The sequence below is a fragment of the Allobosea sp. GW821-FHT10B12 genome (assembly GCF_059415545.1).
On sequence record NZ_JBWKNL010000006.1, the window covers coordinates 77,800 to 98,453 of the forward strand.

Here is a 20,654-nt window from a genome sequence, read left to right on the forward strand (position 1 = left end):
GTGAGGCTGGCTGTGGCGGATTGAACCACGGCGATCGGCTCGCGTTGATGTGCAAGGCCTAGCCTTGCCAAGGCTGCGTTCTGCTGGCACTCAGCCGGTGAGATCGATCTTCGCGCCGTCCAGTTGAAAGGCCGCACCGATGTTGTCCTCCCGTCTCGCCATGCTGTCGCTTGGCTTCGCGCTGGCCGCCGTGCCCGCCCTTGCGCAGCAGGACAAGCCCGTCGCCAAGGTCGACGGCATCACCATCACTGAAGGCGACCTCAAGCTCGCCGAGGACGATCTCGCCGAGCGCACCGCGCAGATGCCAGAGGAGCGCAAGCGCGAGGAGCTGATCAACTATCTGGTCGACCTCAAGCTCGGCGCCAAGACCGCGGCGGCCGCCAAGATCGGCGACGGGCCCGAATTCGCCAAGCGTCTGGCCTATAACCGTGACAAGCTGCTGCTCGACGAGTACCTGACGGTCGAGGCGAAGAAGGCAGCGACGCCGGAAGCGGCGAAGAAGCTGTTCGACGACACTGTCAAGGCGATGAAGCCCGAGGAAGAGGTCCACGCCCGCCATATCCTGGTGCCCGAGGAGGCGCAGGCCAAGGCGGCGCTGGAGCGGGTGAAGAAAGGCGAGGATTTCGCCAAGGTCGCCGCCGAGCTCTCCAAGGATCCGGGCTCGGGCAAGGAGGGTGGCGATCTCGGCTGGTTCGCCAAGGATCGGATGGTGCCTGAGTTCGCCGAGGCCGCCTTCAAGCTCGACAAGGGCCAGGTCTCCGAGCCGGTGAAGAGCCAGTTCGGCTGGCACGTCATCAAGGTCGAGGACAAGCGCAGCAAGCCGCTGCCGAGCTTCGACGAGGTCAAGCCGCAGATCGACCAGTACCTGGTCCGCAAGGCGCAGCAGGACATCATCGTGGCGCTGCGCGACAAGGCCAAGGTCGAGCGCCTCGACAAGCCGGCGACGCCGACTCCGGCCGAGCCGAAGAAGCCCTGATCGGGCCTCATCCTTCATCATACCGTCGTGATGCGCCCGGGCCATGCCCGGGCGTTTGCTTTTGGAGGGGATCGAACTCTTGTCTTCGCTCCGCCGCTGCGGCACATCGGGCCAACGTTACGAGGAGACGCATGATGGCCGGCAAGGATGTTCCCGTTTCTCCGCTCGCGCCGAAGCGCCAGCCCAAGGTCCCGGCCGTGCCGGGCGTGCGTTTCGCCACCGCCGAGGCCGGTATCCGCTACAAGGGTCGCACCGACGTGCTGCTCGTCCTGCTCGACGAGGGCTCGCAGGTCGCCGGCGTCTTCACGCGCTCGAAATGTCCGTCGGCGCCGGTCGACTGGTGCCGGGAGAATCTGGCGCAGGGCAAGGCCCGCGCCATCGTCGTCAATTCTGGCAACGCCAATGCCTTCACCGGCCTCAAGGGTCGCGACTCAGTCGCGCTGACCGCGAAGATCGCGGCCAAGGCGGCAGGCTGCAAGGACGCTGAGGTCTTCATCGCCTCGACCGGCGTGATCGGCGAGCCGCTCGACGCGACCAAGTTCGAGGGCGTGCTGGCCGATTGCGCCAAGCGTGCCGCCGACGGGCCCTGGTCGGACGCCGCCAAGGCGATCATGACCACGGACACCTTCCCGAAGGCGGTCTCGCGCAAGGCCAAGATCGACGGGCATGAGGTGGTGATCGCCGGCATCGCCAAGGGCGCCGGCATGATCGCGCCTGACATGGCGACGATGCTCTCCTTCGTCTTCACCGATGCGCCGATCGCAGCGCCCGTGCTGCAGGCCCTGCTGTCGAAGGGGGTGAAGGGCTCGTTCAATGCGATCACGGTCGACAGCGACACCTCGACCTCCGACACGCTGATGCTGTTCTCTACCGGGAAAGCCAAGGCCCGCGGCGTCCCGGAGATCACCGACCCAGCGGACGCCAGGCTCTCCGGCTTCAAGCGGGCGCTGAACGCGCTGCTCCTCGAGCTCTCGCACCTGGTCTGCAAGGACGGCGAGGGCGCCCGCAAATTCGTCGAGGTCCGCGTCGTCGGGGCGCAGTCGGCGCGTTCGGCCAAGAAGGTCGCGCTCTCGATCGCCAATTCGCCGCTGGTCAAGACGGCGGTCGCCGGCGAGGACGCCAATTGGGGCCGCATCGTCATGGCGGTCGGCAAGGCTGGCGAGCCGGCCGATCGCGACAGGCTCGACATCTCCTTCGGCGCGATCAAGGTTGCTGAAGCGGGCGCTCGCGCCGGCTCCTACGATGAGCAGGCCGTCTCCGACTACATGACGGGCGAGCACATCGTCGTCACCGCCGATCTCGGCCTCGGCCGCGGCAAGGCCACTGTCTGGACCTGCGACCTGACCAAGGCCTATGTCGAGATCAACGGCGACTACCGCTCCTGAGCCTGCCGGACCTGCGGGTCCGAGCAAGACGTTCATCGTCGGCAACCTCGCCGCCTGCTCGTTCCTGTGGGGCTCGAGCTACCTGTTCATCAAGCTGATGGCCGGCGAGGTCACCCCCTGGGCGATCGCCGCCGGTCGTGGCCTGCTCGGCGCGGCGACGCTCGCCCTCTTCGTTGCGGTGCGCGGCCAGAGCCCGCTGCCGCGTCGTCACGAGATCCGCCACTGGCTCATGCTCGGCACGTTCAATGGCTGGCTGCCGAACGTGCTCGTCGCCTATGCACTGATCCAGCTCGCCAGCGGTCCGGCGGCGATGATCCAGGCTGCGGGGCCGCTGGTCACGGCGCTGTTCGCGCATTTTCTGTTCTCGGAAGAGCATCTGAGCCGGCGCCGCCTCGCCGGGATCCTCGTCGGCATGGCCGGGGTCGCCATCCTGATCGGTCCCCGTCTGGTCGAAGGGGGTGGCACGGCGCTCAGCGTCCTCGCCATGGTCGGCGCGACGCTCTCTTATGCCTGCGCCAATCTCTATACGCGCGCCGTGCCGCCGCGGGCGGGCGACCCGATCCGGCTCGCGCTTGGCCAGCAGATGGTCTCCGGCTCAAGCGCGCTGCTGCTGACGCTGGTCTTCTCGGGCGGAGCGGCGCTCGCGGCCCTGGCGCCGCATTGGCAGGCCGTGCTGGCGCTCGGCGTGTTTGCGACGGCGCTGCCGGTGACGTTCTTCATGCGGTTGATCCGCGCTGCCGGGCCGACGCGGGCGGCAATGACCGGTTATCTCGTTCCAGCGGTCGCTGCCGTCATGGGTGTGCTCGTCCTCGGCGAAACGCTGGAGTTGCGGCAGATTATCGGAGGTTGCATCATCCTCGCAGGCGTCTTCCTGGTATCGACGGCGCCTGCGGGGGGACGAGCCAGATGATAAGGATTATATGTGTGCTGGGCCTTGCGGCCTTGCTGGGTGCCTGCGTGCAGGGACCGGTGACGACGTCCTCCTTCTCGACGGAGGAAGCGGCCTTCATCCGAAAAGACGGAACCGGCGTCATCGTCGGCCACGCCTTCCGGACGCGCTCGAAAGGGCAGGTCGTGAACGCCGCCGGCGAGGTCGTGAAGCTGATCCCGGCGACGGCCTATGCCCGCGAGCGTTTCACCCGCGTCTTCGGCAAGACCAAGTTCCTGCCGCACTGGCGCTATCCGAACGACCAGGTCGACCCGCGCTATGCCGAGCTGACCCGCACGGCCAAGACCGCGGCCAATGGCCGCTTCAGCTTCGACAAGCTCGCGCCCGGGACCTATTTCGTCTCGACGCAGGTGATCTGGGGCGAGGAGGACGCGGTTTTCCGCGAGGGCGGCACGGTCTATGAGGAGGTCACACTGACCGGCAAGGAAACCGAGCCGGTCGAGGTCATCCTCTCGGGACATTAGCCTTTCGTGAAACTGCTGCTCGTCGTCGCCTGCGCGCTGGTCGATTCCGACAACCGCGTGCTCGTCACCCAACGTCCCGAAGGCAAGGCCCTGGCGGGCTTGTGGGAATTTCCCGGGGGTAAGCTGGAGGCCGGCGAGCGGCCGGAGCCGGCGTTGATCCGCGAGCTGTCCGAGGAGCTCGGCATTACGGTCAAGGAAGCCTGCCTCGCGCCGCTGACCTTCGCCAGCTACGCCTATCCCGAATTCCATTTGCTGATGCCGCTCTATATCTGCCGGCGCTGGGAAGGGACGGTGATCTCGGGCGAGGGGCAGGCGCTGAAATGGGTCCGCCCTGGCAAATTGCGCGATCTCGCCATGCCGCCGGCCGACGAGCCACTGATCCCGCCGCTGGTGGATCTGCTGGGGGCCTAGAGGGCCGCGATCACTGCAGTTCGCGTCATGGTCGGGCTTGTCCCGACCATCCATGTCTTCGCTGGTCGAGGCCTGGGTTCAAGACGTGGATGCTCGCCACAAGGGCGAGCATGACGTCGAGGTTTTCGTGAGGCCCAAGTATCCTGCCGCTCAGCGCGGCAGGATGGTCTCGCCCATCAGGTGCTTGTCGATCGAGTGCGCCATCTGGCGGCCCTCGCGGATGGCCCAGACCACCAGCGACTGACCACGGCGCATGTCGCCAGCGGCGAAGACCTTCTCGACCGAGGTCTTGTAGGCCAGCATGTTGGCCTCGACATTGCCGCGCCCGTCGATCTTGACGCCGAGCTTGGCGAGCAGCCCGTCATGCACCGGCGAGACGAAACCCATGGCGAGCAGAACGAGATCGGCCTTGAGCTGGAACTCGCTGCCTTCGATCGGCTTGAAACTGGCGTCGACCTTGGCGCAGTGCAGGGTCTTCACCTTGCCGTTCTCGCCGGTGAACTTGACGGTACCGACGGCGAAGTCGCGCTCGGCGCCTTCCTCGTGGCTGGAGGATGTCCGCAGCTTCAGCGGCCAGTTCGGCCAGGTCAGCTGCTTGTTCTCCTTCTCCGGCGGCTGCGGCATGATCTCGAGCTGGGTGACCGAGAGCGCGCCCTGACGCACCGAGGTGCCGATGCAGTCGGAGCCGGTGTCGCCGCCGCCGATGACGACGACATGCTTGCCGCCGGCGAGGATCGGGCGAGCATTGCCCGTGGTGTCCGGCTCGCCGCCATTGCGGCGGTTCTGCTGCGGCAGGAAGTCCATGGCGAACTGGACGCCGTCGAGATCGCGGCCCTCGATCGGCAGGTCGCGCGGCTTCTCGGCTCCGCCGGTCAGGCCGATCGCGTCGTACTGGGCGAGCAGCTCCTGCGGGTCGATGTCGATGCCGACATTGACGCCGTAATGGAAGACGACGCCCTCGGCCTCCATCTGGGCGACGCGCCGGTCGACATGCGACTTCTCCATCTTGAAGTCGGGAATGCCGTAGCGTAGCAGGCCGCCGGCGCGGCCCTGGCGCTCATAGACATGGACTTCATGGCCGACGCGGGCGAGCTGCTGGGCAGCGGCGAGGCCGGCCGGGCCGGAACCGATGATGGCGATCTTCTTGCCGGTCTTTGCCTCGGCCGGCTCGGGCTTGATCCAGCCTTCCTGCCAGCCCTTGTCGACGATCGCGCATTCGATCGACTTGATGGTGACCGGGGTGTCCTCGAGGTTCAGCGTGCAGGACGCCTCGCAAGGGGCGGGGCAGACGCGGCCTGTGAACTCGGGGAAGTTGTTGGTCGAGTGCAGGTTGGTCAGCGCTTCCTGCCACTTGTCATTGTAGACGAGGTCGTTCCAGTCCGGGATCTGGTTGTTGACCGGGCAGCCATTGTGACAATACGGGATGCCACAGTTCATGCAGCGCGCCGCCTGGTCGCGGGTCGCTTCCCGGCCGAGCGGGATCACGAATTCCTTGTAGTTCCGGATCCGGTCCGAGGCCGGAAGATACTTCCGGTCGCGGCGGTCGATCTCGAGAAAACCGGTTACCTTGCCCATCGTCTCATCCGCCTGTTCGATTACTCGGCCGCAACCGAGACGCCGGCCTGGGCCCGCTCGATTTCCAGTAGTGCGCGCCGGTATTCGACCGGCATGACCTTGACGAATTTGGGCAGGTAGTCCGCCCAGTTCTCGAGGATCGCCTGCGCCCGCGCCGACCCGGTGTATTTCAGGTGGTTGGCAATGAGCTGGTGCAGGCGCTCGGCGTCGTAGCCGGACATGTTGGCCATGACGTCGATGCGGCCCTTGAACTCGAGGTCGCCGCCATGGTGGTAGAGGCGCTGGGTCAGCTCCTCCTCCTCCGGCACCGGCTCGAGATCGACCATGGAGAGGTTGCAGCGCTTGGCGAAGCTCTTGTCCTCGTCGAGGACATAGGCGATGCCGCCGGACATGCCGGCCGCGAAATTGCGCCCGGTCTGGCCGAGCACGACGACGACGCCGCCAGTCATGTATTCGCAGCCATGGTCTCCGGTGCCCTCGACCACCGCGATCGCGCCGGAATTGCGCACGGCGAAGCGCTCGCCGGCGACGCCGCGGAAGTAGCACTCACCGGAGATCGCGCCGTAGAGCACGGTGTTGCCGACGATGATCGCCTCTTCGGCGACGGCGCGCGACTTGGCATCGGGCCGGATGATCAGCTTGCCGCCCGACAGGCCCTTGCCGACATAATCGTTGGCCTGGCCGGTGAGGTCGAGCGTCAGGCCGCCGGCGACCCAGGCGCCGAAGCTCTGGCCGGCGGTGCCGGTGAGCTTCACCGTGATGGTGTCCTCAGGCAGCCCGATCGAGCCATGGCGCTTGGCGATCTCGCCCGAGATCATCGCGCCGGTCGAGCGGTCGACATTGCGGATCGCGCTCTCGATCACCACCGGCGCAGCCGTATCGAGCGAGGCGCCGGCCTTGGCGATCAGCGTGCGGTCGAGAACCGATTCGATCGGGTGGTGCTGGCGCTCGACATTGCGGATGGCGACGCCCGCGGCCGGCTCCGGCTTGTGGAAGATGCGGGCGAAGTCGAGCCCCTTGGCCTTCCAGTGGTCGATCGCCTGCTTCTTGTCGAGCCAGTCGGAGCGACCGACGAGCTCGTCGAAGCTCTTGACGCCCATTTCGGCCATGATCTCGCGCACGTCCTCGGCGAGGAAGAAGAAGAAGTTGATGACGTGCTCGGGCGTGCCCTTGAAGCGCTTGCGCAGCACCGGGTCCTGGGTGGCGACGCCGACCGGGCAGGTGTTGAGATGGCACTTGCGCATCATGATGCAGCCGGCGGCGATCAGCGGCGCCGTGGCGAAGCCGAACTCGTCGGCCCCCAGCAGCGCGCCGACGACGATGTCGCGGCCGGTGCGCAGGCCACCGTCGACCTGCAGGGCGATGCGGCCGCGCAGCTTGTTCATCACCAGGATCTGGTGGGTCTCGGCGAGGCCGATCTCCCAGGGCGAGCCGGCATGCTTGATCGAGGTCAGCGGCGAGGCGCCGGTGCCGCCCTCATAGCCGGCGATGGTGATGTGGTCGGCGCGCGCCTTGGCGACGCCGGCGGCGACGGTGCCGACGCCGAGCTCGGAGACAAGCTTGACCGAGACGTCCGCAGCCGGGTTGACGTTCTTCAGGTCGAAGATCAGCTGGGCGAGATCCTCGATCGAGTAGATGTCGTGATGCGGCGGCGGCGAGATCAGGCCGACGCCGGGGGTCGAATGCCGGACCTTGGCGATGCGGGCATCGACCTTGTGGCCAGGCAATTGTCCGCCCTCGCCGGGCTTGGCGCCCTGCGAGACCTTGATCTGCATCATCTGCGAGTTGACGAGATATTCGGTGGTGACGCCGAAGCGGCCGGAGGCGACCTGCTTGATCGCCGAGCGCATCGAGCGGCCATCCGGCAGCGGCTTGAAGCGTTCCGGCTCCTCGCCGCCCTCGCCGGTGTTCGACTTGCCGCCGATCGCGTTCATCGCCAGCGCCAGCGTCGAATGCGCCTCGTGGCTGATCGAGCCGAAGGACATGGCGCCGGTGGAGAAGCGCTTGACGATCGAGACCGCGCTCTCGACCTCGTCGAGCGGGATCGGCTGGCGGCCGAGCTCGTCCGCCATCTTGACGTGGAACAGGCCGCGAATGGTCGAGAACTTCTCGCTCTGGTCGTTGACCAGCTCGGAATAGGCCTTGAACTTGTCGCGGGCATTGCCGCGCACGGCGTGCTGGAGCAGCGCGATGTTCTCCGGCGTCCAGGCATGCGCCTCGCCGCGCAGGCGGAAGGCGTATTCGCCGCCGATGTCGAGCGCATCGCGATAGACCGGCGAGTCGCCGAAGGCGTCGCGATGGCGGCGCACGCTCTCCTCGGCGATCTCGGCGAGGCCAACGCCCTCGATCGAGGAGATGGTGCCGGTGAAGTACTTGTCGATGAACTGCGTGCGCAGGCCGACGGCGTCGAAAATCTGGGCGCCGCAATAGGACTGGTAGGTCGAGATGCCCATCTTCGACATGACCTTGAGCAGGCCCTTGCCGACCGACTTGATGAAGCGCTTGACCACTTCGTAGCGGTCGACCTCCGGCGGGAACTCGCCGGCCTCGTACAGCGCCTCCAGCGTCTCGAAGGCGAGATAGGGGTTGATCGCCTCGGCGCCGAAGCCGGCGAGCAAGGCGAAATGGTGGATCTCGCGCGGCTCGCCCGATTCCAGCACGAGGCCGACCGAGGTGCGCAGGCCCTTGCGGATCAGGTGATGGTGGACGGCCGCCGTCGCCAGCAGCGCCGGGATCGGGATGCGGTCCGGCCCGACCTGCCGGTCGGAGAGGATGATGATGTTGTAGCCGCCATGGACGGCCGCTTCCGCGCGCTCGCACAGGCGCTCGATCGCGCCCTCCATGCCGGCCGCGCCCTCGCGCGTCGGATAGGTGATGTCGAGCGTCTTGGTGTCGAAGCGATCCTCGTAGTGGCCGATGCAGCGGATCTTCTCAAGATCGTCATTGGTCAGGATCGGCTGGCGCACTTCCAGGCGCTTGCGGCGCGAGGTGCCTTCGAGGTCGAGGATGTTCGGCCGCGGCCCGATGAAGGAGAGGAGGCTCATCACGAGCTCCTCGCGGATCGGGTCGATCGCCGGGTTGGTGACCTGGGCGAAGTTCTGCTTGAAATAGGTGTAGAGCAGCTTCGACTTCGAGGAGAGCGCCGAGATCGGCGTATCCGTGCCCATCGAGCCGACGGCTTCCTGGCCGGTCACCGCCATCGGCGCCATCAGGATCTTGGTGTCTTCCTGGCTGTAGCCGAAGGATTGCTGGCGATCGAGCAAAGCGACGTCGGTGCGCGAGGCGCGCGCCTCGACCGGGGGCAGCTCCTCCAGCACGATCTGGGTGCGCTTCAGCCAGTCCTTGTAGGGATTGGCGAGGCAGAGCGTGCTCTTGATCTCGTCGTCGCCGATGATGCGCCCCTCTTCGAGGTCGATCAGCAGCATCTTGCCGGGCTGGAGCCGCCACTTCTGGACGATCTTCTCCTCCGGGATCGGCAGCACGCCGAATTCCGAGGCGAGCACGACGAGGCCGTCGTCGGTGACGAGATAGCGCGCGGGGCGCAGGCCGTTGCGGTCGAGCGTCGCGCCGATCTGGCGGCCATCGGTGAAGGCGATCGCGGCCGGGCCGTCCCACGGCTCCATCAGCGCGGCGTGATACTCGTAGAAGGCGCGCCGGCTCTCGTCCATCAGCGGGTTGCCGGCCCAGGCCTCGGGCACCAGCATCATCATGGCGTGGGCGAGCGAATAGCCGCCCTGGACCAGGAATTCGAGGGCGTTGTCGAAGCAGGCGGTGTCGGACTGGCCCTCATAGGAGATAGGCCAGAGCTTGGAGATGTCGGCGCCGAAGAGCTCGGAATCGACCGAGGCCTGGCGAGCCGCCATCCAGTTGACGTTGCCGCGCAGCGTGTTGATCTCGCCGTTATGGGCGACCATCCGGTAGGGATGGGCGAGGCGCCAGGACGGGAAGGTGTTGGTGGCGAAGCGCTGGTGGACGAGGGCAAGCGCGCTCTCGAAGCGCTCGTCGGTCAGGTCCTTGAAATAGTCGCCGAGCTGGGTGACGAGCACCATGCCCTTGTAGACGATGGTCCGGCAGGAGAAGGAGACCGGGTAATAGGTCGCCGTCGCCCGGTCATGGCGCTTGTAGACCTTGTTCGAGACCGACTTTCTGAGGACATAGACCCGGCGCTCGAACTCGTCCTCGCTGACGAGCCCGGCGGGGCGGCCGACGAAGATCTGGCGATGGCAGGGCTCGGTCTCCTTGACGGCCTCGCCGAGGTCGCTGTTGTCGACCGGCACGTCGCGCCAGCCGAGGAAGATCAGGCCTTCCTCCTCGACCGTCTGGGCGACGATCTCCTCGCAGACGGCGCGGTTGTCGGCCTCCTGCGGCATGAAGAACTGGCCGATGGCGTAGTGGCCGGGCTCGGGCAATTCGATGCCGATCCTGGCGCATTCTTCCTTGAAGAAGCGATGCGGGATCTGGGTGAGGATGCCGCAGCCGTCGCCAAGCTTGGGATCGGCGCCGACTGCGCCGCGGTGGTCGATATTGTGCAGGATCTGCAGGCCCTGCGCGACGATCGCATGGCTCTTGCGGTTCTTCATGTCGGCGATGAAGCCGACGCCGCAGGAATCCTTCTCATAGGACGGATCGTAGAGGCCCTGGCGGGCCGGCATGGCCGGATCGCGCACCTCGGGGAAACGCTCGAAAGCGGTCGTCGTCGTGGTGGCGGTCTTAGCAGTAGTCTTGGCCATCGCGCTCGCCTTCCTGCTCTCGCTCATCGTCACCTCCGCCCGCATCGGCCCCGCAGCATCGGCTCGGGAGCCAGCCAAAGTCCACCGCCGCTCCAGCGTCCACCTTGTCGAGCAAGGATCGGGCCGGTTCGGCTTTATTCTCGGTTTGCGAAGGTTGCTTGCGCCGGTTTGGTCTTGCGCCCGCGTCCTCCGCAGGCGCCTCGGGCTTTGATCAGCCCTGCCGCGCCTGGTTACGCCGCCGTTTTGCGGGCGGCGCGCGTCGTACGGTTGGCTTTGGCTTTGTTCGCCGTACCTCCCGTCATCGTCCGCTCCATCCGCCTGCGTCGGAGCCTCGGCGAGGCTCCTCTGAAATGGGACAGCATCGCTGTCCTATTGCCTTGACCTTGCCAGAATTCCAATCTGGGCACAAGCGTCGATTTTGCACTGCGGCGACATTTTATTGCGATCTCTATCTCTGTACGGACATTTTCACATCACGCCGGCCAGCGAGCCAAGCCGGAAGTTATCGATCGGCGGAATCGGGGCTGCCCTGCGTCGGCGCGGATTGCGCAGCGGCAGGAGGCTGCTTATCGGTCAGGACCCTCTCAGCGCCCGCCGGATGCCAGCTTCATGAATTTCGTCAGCGACAATCTGGCCGGGGCGAGCGCACCGGTGATGCGGGCGATGGCGGCCGCCAATGACGGTTTTTCCGCCGCCTATGGCAAGGATGCCTGGACGAAGCGGGTCGAGGCCCTGTTCGCGGAGCTGTTCGAGCGCGAGGTCGCGGTTTTCCTGGTCACCACCGGCACGGCGGCGAATTCATTGGCGCTGGCGAGCCTGGTCCAGCCCTGGGGGGCGGTGCTCTGCCATTACGAGGCGCACATCGCCGCAGATGAATGCGGCGCGCCCGAATTCTTCACCGGCGGGGCCAAGATCGTCGGCCTGCCCGGTGACGGCTGCAAGCTCGCACCGGAGGTCGTCACCGACCAGCTCGCGCGCATGCGGGCGGGCGCCGTGCATCAGGTCCAGCCGCAGCTGCTCTCGATCACCCAGGCGACCGAATGCGGACTGGTCTACACGCCGGCCGAGATCGCGGCGCTGAAGCAGGCGATCGCGCCGCGCGGGCTGAAGCTGCATATGGATGGCGCCCGTTTCGCCAATGCGGTTGCAGCGCTCGACTGCACGCCTGCCGAGACCACCTGGAAGGCAGGTGTCGACGTGCTCTCCTTCGGCGGCACCAAGAACGGCGCCTTCGCCGCCGAAGCCGTGATCGTCTTCGACCCGGCCGATGCCGGGCAGATGCCGTGGCGGCGCAAGCGTGCGGGGCACACTCTGTCCAAGGGCCGGTTGATCGGGGCGCAATTCGAGGGGCTGCTTGCTGACGGGCATTGGCTCGATCTCGCCCGCCACGCCAATGCGATGGCCAAACGCCTCGCGCGAGCCGTCGAGACCGGAGGCAAGTTCCGGCTGGCCTGGGCCTGCGAGGCGAACGAGGTCTTCCTGGTGCTGCCGCCGCGGGCGCAGGCCGTGCTGGCAAATGAGGGCGTGCAATATATCGCCTGGTCCGATGCGGCGCTGCCAGGCGGGGCGAAACTCCAAACCGGCGAGGTCGTCGGGCGCTTCGTCTGCTCCTTCGCGACCCAGGCGGAGGAGGTCGATCAGCTCGCGGCCGTGCTGGCTATCGTCTAGGCGCTGGAAAGAGCCTGTTTCCCAGCCGATTCACGCCGCAAGCGCGCCGCAATCCTTATCAAGAACTGAAGACTGCAAATTTCGTCTGACAGAGGACAGACCATGGCAGTCCTGGTTTCGCCCGCCGCCGCGCCGCACTCTTTGCGCCGTCGGCTGGCCGGCCTTGCTATCCTGGCCGCAATGGCCGGCGCGAGCGGCCCCGCTTTGGCGCAGCTCGACGATTACGGCGGCGGCTACGCCCGTTACGGCTATGGCTATGACTACGACGATGATTACGGGCCGCGCTACGGCTATGCGCCGCGCCGGGCAGCGCCGATCCCGCCGCGATCTCTCGAGCGAGGCGCAGCTCAGGAATTCGGCCTGCGCGAGGTGCAGCGAACGGTGCGGACCCGCTCGGCCCTCATCGTCGACGGCCTGGCGGCGAACGGGTCGCGGGTGCGGCTGGTCATCGATCGCTTCAGCGGTGATCTGATCGATCGCATCGTGCTGCAGCCGCCCCGGACCGTCAGGCTCGATCCGCGCGAGGAAGAACGGCCGGCGCCGAAGAAGCTGACGCCACGCCCGCCGGAGAGGCCCGCCGCGTTGAAGCCGACGCAGCCGCCGGCCGAGGCGAGTGCGCCTGCGACCGTCGCACCACCCTCGCCGGCAGCTCCGAAGCCGGATGCTGCTCCGGCGAAGCCCGCCGCGGTGCCGTCGATCGCGCCGAGCGAGATCGGCAAGCCGAAGCTGGTCAACCCGCAGGATGTCCGCGGCGCCGACGAGCCCGACCGCGTCCCGCCGCTGGCGCGCGCACATCCAAGCGGCATTCCGACGCCCGACACGACGCTGCCGCCGGTGCAGATCGAAGAGATGAAGACGGCACAACCCAAGCCGGAAACGCCGATCTCACCGGTCAACCCGCCGAACTAAGGGCTGCGCGGCACGCCTAGACAAAAAGCCTCCCCGGTTTCCCGGGGAGGCTCTCTCGTTTCAGGCAAGCGGTGTTTGCGCACCGATATTGGTTACGCGGCCTTCTTGGCCTCGATCACCTTGGCGCCCTGCGCACCGATCGGAATCAGGCGCGGCTTCTTGGCCTCGGGGATCTCGCGGACAAGGTCGATATGGAGCAGCCCGTTCTCGAGGCTGGCACCGGTGACCTGGACATAGTCGGCGAGCTGGAAGCGACGCTCGAAGGCGCGGGCGGCGATGCCCTGATGCAGGACCTCGCGCTTCTCGGCATCCTCGGCGGTTTTCTTCTCGCCACGGACGGTCAGCCCGTTCTCCTTGCTCTCGATCGAGAGGTCGGATTCACCGAAGCCGGCAACCGCGATCGAGATGCGATAGGCGTTCTCGGCGGTGCGCTCGATATTGTAGGGCGGGTAGCTCGGCGTATTCTCGACACTGGTGGCCTGGTCGAGCAGCGAGAACAGGCGATCGAAGCCGACGGTCGAGCGATAGAGCGGGGAAAGATCGTAGGAACGCATGATTGTCCTCCAAAGGAAGCGACAGTTGATCACCCGCCTCATCATGAGCGCGGGCTTTGGGTTAAGCTCGCGCAGCCGCTTCACGGCCTGCGCAGCAATGATCTGGGTGACGTTTTCCGGCTTTTCAAGACCGGGTCCAGCTGGGCATAACGAGGCGGTGAGCCTGCCGGAGCGTCGATGACCGAGGCCGAATTCTTCCACCAGCCGGATTATCCGGTGCCCGGCCACGGCAAGGTCTGGTTCGCTGAGACCAGCGATGGCGCGCGGCTGCGGCTGGCGAGCTGGCGCCCCACTGTGCGGCGGGAGAAGGGCACGGTCCTGATCGCGCAGGGGCGGGCCGAGTTCATCGAGCGCTACAGTGAGACGATCGCCGAATTGCGCCGGCGCGGCTTCCATGTCCTGACCTTCGACTGGCGCGGGCAGGGCGGCTCGCAGCGTTTCATCGGCCGGCAGCGCAAGGGGCATGTCGGCCGGCTCGTGCATTATGAGCGCGACCTTGCTCTGGTCATGACGCAGATGGAGGAACGCTTTCCCGCGCCCCATTTCGTGCTGGCGCATTCGATGGGCGCGGCAATCTGCCTCGATGCCGCAAGGCGCGAGGCGCTGCCGGTGGCGCGGCTGGTCGCGATCGCGCCGATGCTCGGCATCAGCATGATCGAGAATCCGCGCGGGGCGCGCTGGCTGGCGCGGGTGCTGTACTGGCTCGGCTTCGGCAAGGCCTTCGTGCCCGGCGGCGGCGACACCGCGATCGGCACCAAGCCGTTCGAGGGCAATCGGCTGAGTTCGGATCCGGTTCGCTATGCCCGCAATGCCGCGCTGTCGGCGGCGGCGCGCGAACTCGCCATCGGCGACCCCAGCGTCGGCTGGATCCATGCAGCTTTTCAGTTGATGGACCGGCTGGCGCAGCCGCGCGCGCCGCTTGAAGTCAGAGTGCCGACCCTGATCGTCGCCGCCGGGCAGGATCCCGTCGTGTCGACACCGGCGATCGAGCGCTTCGCGGCACGGCTGAAGACCGGCTCGGCTCTGGTGCTGCCGACGGCGCGCCACGAGATCCTGATGGAGAGCGACGCGATCCGGGCGCAGTTCTGGGCGGCCTTTGACGCCTTCATTCCTGGCGAGGAGCTGACCGCGTCCGTCTCAGCCGTTGAGCAGAGCGAGAGCGGCCTGGTGCATGGTCTTGTTGCCGGCGGCGAGGATGGTGCCGCCCTGGGCGGCGCTGCCGCCGTCCCATGACGTAACGATGCCGCCGGCGCCCTCGATGATCGGGATCAGCGCGACGATATCGTAGGGCTTCAGCCCGCTCTCGATGACGAGATCGATATGGCCGGCGGCGAGCATGCAATAGGCGTAGCAATCGCAGCCATAGCGAGCCATGCGCACGGCGCTCTCGACGCGCTGGTATGCTGCCTTTTGCCCGTCCACGAAGAGGTGCGGGCTGGTGGTCATCAGCGTCGCCTCGGCGAGATCAGTCACCTGGCGCGTGTGCAGCGTGCGCGGCCCGTTCGGCCCTTCGTAACGAGCCTTGCGACCGTCGCCTGAATAGCGCTCGCCGGTGAAGGGCTGGTTCATCATCCCGTAGACCGGCACGCCCTTGCGGGTCAGCCCGATCAGTGTGCCCCAGACCGGAATGCCGGAGATGAAGGCACGGGTGCCGTCGATCGGGTCGAGCACCCAGACATAATCGGCGTCGGCATTCTCGGAGCCGAACTCCTCGCCGAGGATGCCATGGGCTGGGAAGGTGCGCTTGATCAGGTTGCGCATCACGTCCTCGCCGGCGCGATCACCCTCCGTGACGGGATCGAAGACGCCGCCGCCGGATTTGTCCTCGGTCGTGTGCCGGGCGCGGAAGAAGGGCAGGATCGCCTGGCCCGACAGGGTCGCCAGCCGGGCGACGAATTCCGTGAAATCGACCGCGCTCATCCAGGGTTCCTTCGGCGTTCGTCCGGGTGCCGCCTTCATGCTGTGCAGCGGCGGGGAAGACAAGCACTCTCGATACGCGCGCTCGGGGCAGCCAATTCGGAGCTGCGAAATCAGCCTGAGTGAGTCAGATATGCGATCCAGGCATGCGTGCAACGCATATCAAATTCGCCGCAATAGCTTGCTTTTTTGCAGCGCAATGAGCTATTGTGCACTGCGAAGGGGAGATCGCTTCAAACCTTCGTTGCCCTCCTTGGGCGTTTCCTCCCTAGACTTCGGGCCGCCACGAAAGTGCGCGGCCCTTTTTCTTTTGGGATGACAGGGCAGCGCTGGCATTTGAAGGGGCTTACTCCGCCGCCTGGCGCCAATCGTCGCTCCAGCCGCTCCAGCGTGCGAAGCATTCGGCCATGGCCGCGCTGATCACTCGCTGAAGGGCGGCAAAGCCGCTGCTCGGCTCGAGCGTCGCCTCGTTCATGTAGAGGCCGCGGCTGACCTCGATCTGCAGCGCATGCACGCCCGAGCCGGGCGCGCCGTAATGCTCGGTGATGAAGCCGCCGGCATAGGGGCGGTTGCGGGTCACGGTGAGTCCCGCCCGCGTGAACGCCTCCTCTGCGGCGTCGACGACGAAGCTCGCGGCGCTGGTCCCGAAGCGATCGCCGAGGATGATGTCGGCCTTGGCGATGCCGTCGCGGTCGAGCCCGGTCGAGGGCATGGAATGGGCATCGACGAGGATGCAGCTGCCGAAGCTGGCCTGCGTCCGGTTCACCAGATGGCGCAGGCCGGCATGATAGGGCCGGTAGAGCCCTTCGATCCGCGCCAGCGCGTGCTCGACCGGGATGCGGCCCGAATAGATCTCATAGGCCTCGCCCACAATGCGCGGGATCGTGCCGAGCCCGCCGGCGACGCGCAGCGAGCGGGTGTTGGCGAAGCCGGGCAGGCGGCCGTCGAACATGCGCGGGTCGAGCTCGTAAGGCTCGCGGTTGGCGTCGAGAAAAGCGCGCGGGAACTCGGCGACGAGCAGGGGTGCGCCGAGCGCCACCGCCTGCGAGAAGAGCAGGTCGACATAGGCATCCTCGGACCGGCGCAGCGCCCTGAGCGGCAGGCGCGAGCCTTCGACGAAGGCGCGCGGATAGCGCCGACCGGCATGGGGCACGTCGACGATGACGGGGACGACCTGCAGCGCGGGTTGATGGAGCGTGAACGGCCGTTCGATCTCGGCGATCACGTCGTCCGGATGGGGAAAAGAGAATCCAACTGGCAGCGTCATGTCTGCGAACTCAAGCACAAAGCGGCGGCCGGTTGAAGGGGATGACCTATCGTCAGAGAAGCGATGCGCCTTCACTGGTTGTTTACCGTAATGTCGCCAAATAGAACTGGCTGATCCATCTGGGTGTGTGCGAGCGCTGAGTTCGCCTGCGCCGGGCTGGACCGGCGACGCCCGGAATGGCAGGGACGGCCACCCGGTACGAGGGACGACGAGGCGAGCTGATCGGCTTCCAGCCTGACGGGGCGGGGTGGCGTGGGCTCGGCGCAACATCACGGACGAAGCAAGGCGCCATGACGAAGATTCTCCTGGCCGAAGACGACAACGATATGCGCCGCTTCCTGGTGAAGGCGCTGCAGAATGCAGGCTATGACGTCGCCTCGTTCGACAACGGACTATCTGCCTACAACCGGTTGCGGGAGGAGCCGTTCGAACTGCTCCTGACCGATATCGTCATGCCGGAGATGGACGGCATCGAGTTGGCGCGCCGCGCCACCGAGCTCGATCCCGACATCAAGGTGATGTTCATCACCGGGTTTGCGGCGGTGGCACTCAATCCGGATTCGCAGACGCCGAAGGACGCCAAGGTGCTGTCGAAGCCCTTCCATCTGCGTGAGCTGGTCAATGAGGTCGAGAAGCTGCTGGCGGCGTGACGGTTTCCTGCAAGGAAGCCGATTAAGCGCCTTGCAAGGCGTGCACGCCTCCGCTATAGCCCCTCCACCTCGCAGCGATGCCGCCCTCGGGCCGGTGTCGTTCCGGACGCCTTCGGGCGAAACGGGCGCGTAGCTCAGCGGGAGAGCACTACGTTGACATCGTAGGGGTCACAGGTTCGATCCCTGTCGCGCCCACCATTTTCTTCGTAATGAAGATTGAAAGACCCGCTTCGGCGGGTCTTTCTTTTTAGCGCTGCATTCCGGCCGTCTGCCTTCCGAGCGCTATTTGGTGTTGTCCAGCTCGGCCTGGAGGAAGGCCATGAAGGCGGGATCATCGGCATAGGCGACGTTGACCCGCATGCCGGCTACTCGGTCATCGCCTTCGGGCTGATGTCGTTCGGGCATGAAGACCGTGCCGGGCGCGATGAAGATGCCCTGCTCCGAGGCGCGGCGCGCCAGCGCGAGGTCGTCCAGGCCCGGCGGCAACCCGACCCAGAGATAGTAGCCGCCACCTTGCCGGGCGAAGATCGGCAGGCCGAGGCGCTCCAGCCCGGCGAAGGCGCTGCGGGTCGCCTTGCCGATTCGCTCCCTCAGGCGCTTGAGATGATGGCGGTACTGGCCGCTGGCGATCAGGTCGCTGACCAGCCGCTCCAGATAGCCGGAGGAGTTGACCACGGTCAGCATCTTCATGTCGCCGAGCGAGCGGGCGAGGGCCGGGCTGGCCGCGATGTAGCCGATGCGCAGACTGGCCGAGAGCGTCTTCGAGAAGGTGCCGAGATAGATCACCTGCTCGAGCTGGTCGAGCGCGGCGAGCCGCGGCGCGCTCGCCGGCATCACGTCGGCGAAAGGATCGTCCTCGACGATGATGAGATCGTGCTGGGCGGCGAGCTGCAGCAGGCGATGGGCGATCGGCAGGGCGATCGAGCCGCCGGTCGGATTGTGCGCCAGCGACTGGGTGAAGAACACCTTCGGCCGGTGCCGCGCGATCTGGGCGGCGAGATCGTCGAGATCCGGCCCGTCGGCCAAGCGCCTCACGCCGGCCATCTCGATGCGGGCCAGCTTCAGCTTGCCGAAGAGCGGATAGTAGCCGGGGCTGTCGACCAGGACGGTATCGCCGGGCTGGAGCAGCTGGCGAATGATCAGGTCGAGCGCGTGGTTGGCGCCGAAGGTCATCAGGATCTGCGCCGGTGAGACCTGAATCGAGCGCTCGGCCAGCATCAGCCCGATCTGCGTACGCAACGGCGCGTAGCCGACCGGATCGCCATAGCCGTGCTCGATCGGCAGGTCGCCCTTGCCGCTGCGGACGCGCAGGTGCCGACCAAGCTCGGAATCCTCCATCCAGGACCGGGGCGGGCGACCATCGCCGACGCGGACGGGATGAACCTGGCAGAGCTGCTCGCGCAGCAGCGAGACGATGTCGATCGCCTCGCTCATATGCGGCGGCGGTGCCTCGCTCGGCCGCTGTCCCGGTGAGCGGACATAGAAGCCGGCACCGCGGCGGGCTTCGAGCCGGCCGCTGGCGACGAGCCGGTCGTAGACCTCGACCATGGTGTTCTTGGAGACGCCGTATTCGCCGGCTGCCAGCCGCAGCGAGGCCATGCGCCGGCCGGGCTGGAGCAGCCCTTCGTCGATCATCCGGCTGATCCGGGCGACGATCGCGCCGGTGCGGTTGCTGTCGGCCTGCTCGTCCATCGAGCCTCGCATCTGTACCAGTCAATTCACTGGTACAGAGAATGGGACATTGCAGAAATTGTGCCTTGCCGCTCTCCGGCGATTGTCCGAGCTTGTCAACCGAAGAAGCGCCGATGCCGATCGCATGGCGCAGCAAAAACCCCGGCTGGGGAGGACACGACATGGTGACGGCCGAGGCGCACAGCGCCGCCGGACGCGAGGTGAACTCGCGCATCGAGAACTACCGCAATCTGAGCTGTGCCGAGCGGCTGTCGCAGGCCGTCGCGGCGGCCGGGCTGTCCGATGCCGACCGCACCTTGCTGGCGCAGCCGGGCGGGCTGCCGCTCACCCTCGCCAACGGCATGATCGAGAATGTCGTCGGCACCTTCGAACTGCCGCTCGGCATCGCCACCAATTTCACCGTCAACGGCAAGGATTATCTGATCCCGATGGCGGTGGAGGAGCCCTCCGTCGTCGCCGCCGCCTCCTATATGGCACGGATCGCCCGCGGCACCGGCGGGTTCCGCACCTCGAGCGACCGGCCGATCATGCGGGCCCAGGTCCAGCTGCTCGGGCTCAGCGATCCGGAAGGCGCGCGTCACAAGCTGCTGGCGGCGCAAAGCGAGATCGTCGCTGCCGCCAATGCTCGGGACAAGGTGCTGATCTCGCTCGGCGGCGGCTGCCAGGGCATCGAGGTCCATGTTTTCCCGCAGACGCCGCGCGGGCCGATCGTGGTGATGCACCTGCTCGTCGACGTCCGCGACGCGATGGGTGCCAACACCGTCAACACCATGGCCGAGACGGTGGCGCCGATCGTCGAGCGCATCACCGGCGGCACGGTGCGCCTGCGCATTCTCTCGAACCTTGCCGATCTCCGGCTGGCGCGGGCGACCGTGACAATTCCCGAGGCGGCGCTGGCGACCAAGGAATTCTCCGGCCGGCGCATGATCGACGGCATGCTCGACGCCTACACCTTCGCTGCGATCGACCCCTATCGCGCCACCACCCACAACAAGGGCATCATGAACGGCATCGACCCCGTGGTGGTCGCGACCGGCAATGACTGGCGCGCGATCGAGGCCGGCGCCCATGCCTATGCCGCGCGCGGCGGGCGCTACACCTCGCTGACGAGCTGGGAGGAGGATCGCGACGGCAATCTCGTCGGCTCGATCGAGATGCCGATGGCGCTCGGCCTGGTCGGCGGCGCAACCAAGACCCATCCGCTGGCGCAATGGGCGCTGCGTCTGCTCGGCGTCACCAGCGCGCAGGAGCTGGCCGAGGTCACCGTCGCAGTCGGCCTCGCCCAGAACATGGCGGCGCTGCGGGCACTCGCGACGGAAGGCATCCAGCGCGGCCATATGGCGCTGCACGCCCGCAACATCGCCATCGTCGCCGGCGCGGAAGGCGCCGAGGTCGAGGCGATCGCCGCCGAACTCGCCCGCACCCACGACGTCCGCGTCGACCGGGCACGCGAGCTCCTCGCCGAGCGGCGTAAGGGCTGAGCCCGCGCTTCATCTTTCGTTCAGCA

Annotated in this window: 16 protein-coding genes and 1 tRNA gene; 11 read left to right on the forward strand and 6 right to left on the reverse strand. The window is 66.7% G+C overall.

Features of this window, described 5'->3' with window-relative positions; translation table 11 throughout:
- The first annotated feature begins 139 nt into the window (after positions 1-139).
- From AC07O0_RS20475 to mutT, 5 genes are all read left to right on the forward strand, one after another.
- Complete coding sequence (locus AC07O0_RS20475; protein ID WP_494625533.1) at positions 140-976, forward strand: peptidylprolyl isomerase; 837 nt, start codon at positions 140-142, stop codon at positions 974-976.
- Positions 977-1,107: 131 nt separating this feature from the next.
- A complete protein-coding gene (gene argJ, locus AC07O0_RS20480; protein WP_494625534.1) occupies positions 1,108-2,361 on the forward strand; it encodes a bifunctional glutamate N-acetyltransferase/amino-acid acetyltransferase ArgJ in 1,254 nt (417 codons plus the stop codon).
- Complete coding sequence (locus tag AC07O0_RS20485; protein ID WP_494625535.1) at positions 2,330-3,271, forward strand: DMT family transporter; 942 nt, start codon at positions 2,330-2,332, stop codon at positions 3,269-3,271. Before argJ ends, AC07O0_RS20485 begins: the two co-directional genes overlap by 32 nt.
- 14 nt (positions 3,272-3,285) lie before the next feature.
- Positions 3,286-3,774 (forward strand): carboxypeptidase regulatory-like domain-containing protein, encoded by a 489-nt coding sequence (locus AC07O0_RS20490; protein ID WP_494625536.1) that lies wholly within the window; start codon positions 3,286-3,288, stop codon positions 3,772-3,774.
- 6 nt (positions 3,775-3,780) lie between these two features.
- Positions 3,781-4,185: an 8-oxo-dGTP diphosphatase MutT gene (gene mutT / locus AC07O0_RS20495; protein WP_494625537.1), complete on the forward strand. Its 405-nt coding sequence runs from the start codon at positions 3,781-3,783 to the stop codon at positions 4,183-4,185.
- Positions 4,186-4,335: 150 nt separating this feature from the next.
- Here the strand turns inward: mutT and AC07O0_RS20500 are convergent, their stop codons facing one another.
- Both AC07O0_RS20500 and gltB read right to left on the reverse strand, forming a co-directional pair.
- Positions 4,336-5,760: a glutamate synthase subunit beta gene (locus AC07O0_RS20500; protein WP_494625538.1), complete on the reverse strand. Its 1,425-nt coding sequence runs from the start codon at positions 5,758-5,760 to the stop codon at positions 4,336-4,338.
- A 20-nt stretch (positions 5,761-5,780) separates the two neighbouring features.
- A complete protein-coding gene (gene gltB / locus AC07O0_RS20505; protein WP_494625539.1) occupies positions 5,781-10,517 on the reverse strand; it encodes a glutamate synthase large subunit in 4,737 nt (1,578 codons plus the stop codon).
- Between the two features lie 582 nt (positions 10,518-11,099).
- On the opposite strand from gltB, the gene AC07O0_RS20510 reads away from it, so the two are divergent.
- Both AC07O0_RS20510 and AC07O0_RS20515 read left to right on the forward strand, forming a co-directional pair.
- On the forward strand, positions 11,100-12,158 hold the full coding sequence (locus AC07O0_RS20510; RefSeq protein ID WP_494625540.1) for a threonine aldolase family protein: 1,059 nt from the start codon (positions 11,100-11,102) through the stop codon (positions 12,156-12,158).
- A 102-nt stretch (positions 12,159-12,260) separates the two neighbouring features.
- Positions 12,261-13,067 carry a hypothetical protein gene (locus tag AC07O0_RS20515; protein ID WP_494625541.1) on the forward strand — a complete coding sequence of 269 codons (807 nt, stop codon included), beginning with the start codon at positions 12,261-12,263 and terminating at the stop codon, positions 13,065-13,067.
- Between the two features lie 92 nt (positions 13,068-13,159).
- On the opposite strand, the gene AC07O0_RS20520 is transcribed toward AC07O0_RS20515, so the two are convergent.
- Complete coding sequence (locus AC07O0_RS20520) at positions 13,160-13,621, reverse strand: Hsp20 family protein (protein ID WP_494625542.1); 462 nt, start codon at positions 13,619-13,621, stop codon at positions 13,160-13,162.
- A 177-nt stretch (positions 13,622-13,798) separates the two neighbouring features.
- Between AC07O0_RS20520 and AC07O0_RS20525 the strand changes: the two genes are divergently transcribed.
- Positions 13,799-14,854 (forward strand): alpha/beta fold hydrolase, encoded by a 1,056-nt coding sequence (locus AC07O0_RS20525; protein WP_494625543.1) that lies wholly within the window; start codon positions 13,799-13,801, stop codon positions 14,852-14,854.
- Here the strand turns inward: AC07O0_RS20525 and hisN are convergent.
- Together hisN and AC07O0_RS20535 are read right to left on the reverse strand one after the other, a co-directional pair.
- The gene (gene hisN, locus AC07O0_RS20530; protein ID WP_494625544.1) at positions 14,759-15,541 is read right to left on the reverse strand and encodes a histidinol-phosphatase; all 783 of its coding nucleotides are present in this window, start codon (positions 15,539-15,541) and stop codon (positions 14,759-14,761) included. The two genes, AC07O0_RS20525 and hisN, sit on opposite strands and share 96 nt — an antisense overlap.
- Before the next feature lie 343 nt (positions 15,542-15,884).
- On the reverse strand, positions 15,885-16,805 hold the full coding sequence (locus AC07O0_RS20535) for an N-formylglutamate amidohydrolase (RefSeq protein WP_494625545.1): 921 nt from the start codon (positions 16,803-16,805) through the stop codon (positions 15,885-15,887).
- A 290-nt stretch (positions 16,806-17,095) separates the two neighbouring features.
- Between AC07O0_RS20535 and cpdR the strand changes: the two genes are divergently transcribed.
- Together cpdR and AC07O0_RS20545 are read left to right on the forward strand one after the other, a co-directional pair.
- Complete coding sequence (cpdR, locus tag AC07O0_RS20540) at positions 17,096-17,455, forward strand: cell cycle two-component system response regulator CpdR (protein ID WP_038363805.1); 360 nt, start codon at positions 17,096-17,098, stop codon at positions 17,453-17,455.
- 123 nt (positions 17,456-17,578) lie between these two features.
- A tRNA-Val gene (locus AC07O0_RS20545) sits at positions 17,579-17,653 on the forward strand.
- Between the two features lie 84 nt (positions 17,654-17,737).
- Here AC07O0_RS20545 and AC07O0_RS20550 read toward each other — a convergent pair.
- Positions 17,738-19,147: an aminotransferase-like domain-containing protein gene (locus tag AC07O0_RS20550; RefSeq protein ID WP_494625546.1), complete on the reverse strand. Its 1,410-nt coding sequence runs from the start codon at positions 19,145-19,147 to the stop codon at positions 17,738-17,740.
- A 161-nt stretch (positions 19,148-19,308) separates the two neighbouring features.
- Here AC07O0_RS20550 and AC07O0_RS20555 point away from each other — a divergent pair, with 161 nt between their 5' ends.
- Positions 19,309-20,628 (forward strand): hydroxymethylglutaryl-CoA reductase, degradative, encoded by a 1,320-nt coding sequence (locus tag AC07O0_RS20555; protein WP_494625860.1) that lies wholly within the window; start codon positions 19,309-19,311, stop codon positions 20,626-20,628.
- Positions 20,629-20,654 lie beyond the last annotated feature (26 nt).

Coding starts and splice junctions, on each gene's coding strand:
- AC07O0_RS20475 (WP_494625533.1), top strand. CDS start 140: ATGTTGTCCTCCCGTCTCGCCATGCTGTCGCTTGGCTTCGCGCTGGCC.
- argJ (WP_494625534.1), top strand. CDS start 1,108: ATGATGGCCGGCAAGGATGTTCCCGTTTCTCCGCTCGCGCCGAAGCGC.
- AC07O0_RS20485 (WP_494625535.1), top strand. CDS start 2,330: ATGTCGAGATCAACGGCGACTACCGCTCCTGAGCCTGCCGGACCTGCG.
- AC07O0_RS20500 (WP_494625538.1), bottom strand. CDS start 5,760: ATGGGCAAGGTAACCGGTTTTCTCGAGATCGACCGCCGCGACCGGAAG.
- gltB (WP_494625539.1), bottom strand. CDS start 10,517: ATGAGCGAGAGCAGGAAGGCGAGCGCGATGGCCAAGACTACTGCTAAG.
- AC07O0_RS20510 (WP_494625540.1), top strand. CDS start 11,100: ATGAATTTCGTCAGCGACAATCTGGCCGGGGCGAGCGCACCGGTGATG.
- AC07O0_RS20515 (WP_494625541.1), top strand. CDS start 12,261: ATGGCAGTCCTGGTTTCGCCCGCCGCCGCGCCGCACTCTTTGCGCCGT.
- AC07O0_RS20520 (WP_494625542.1), bottom strand. CDS start 13,621: ATGCGTTCCTACGATCTTTCCCCGCTCTATCGCTCGACCGTCGGCTTC.
- AC07O0_RS20525 (WP_494625543.1), top strand. CDS start 13,799: ATGACCGAGGCCGAATTCTTCCACCAGCCGGATTATCCGGTGCCCGGC.
- hisN (WP_494625544.1), bottom strand. CDS start 15,541: ATGAGCGCGGTCGATTTCACGGAATTCGTCGCCCGGCTGGCGACCCTG.
- AC07O0_RS20535 (WP_494625545.1), bottom strand. CDS start 16,805: ATGACGCTGCCAGTTGGATTCTCTTTTCCCCATCCGGACGACGTGATC.
- cpdR (WP_038363805.1), top strand. CDS start 17,096: ATGACGAAGATTCTCCTGGCCGAAGACGACAACGATATGCGCCGCTTC.
- AC07O0_RS20550 (WP_494625546.1), bottom strand. CDS start 19,147: ATGGACGAGCAGGCCGACAGCAACCGCACCGGCGCGATCGTCGCCCGG.
- AC07O0_RS20555 (WP_494625860.1), top strand. CDS start 19,309: ATGGTGACGGCCGAGGCGCACAGCGCCGCCGGACGCGAGGTGAACTCG.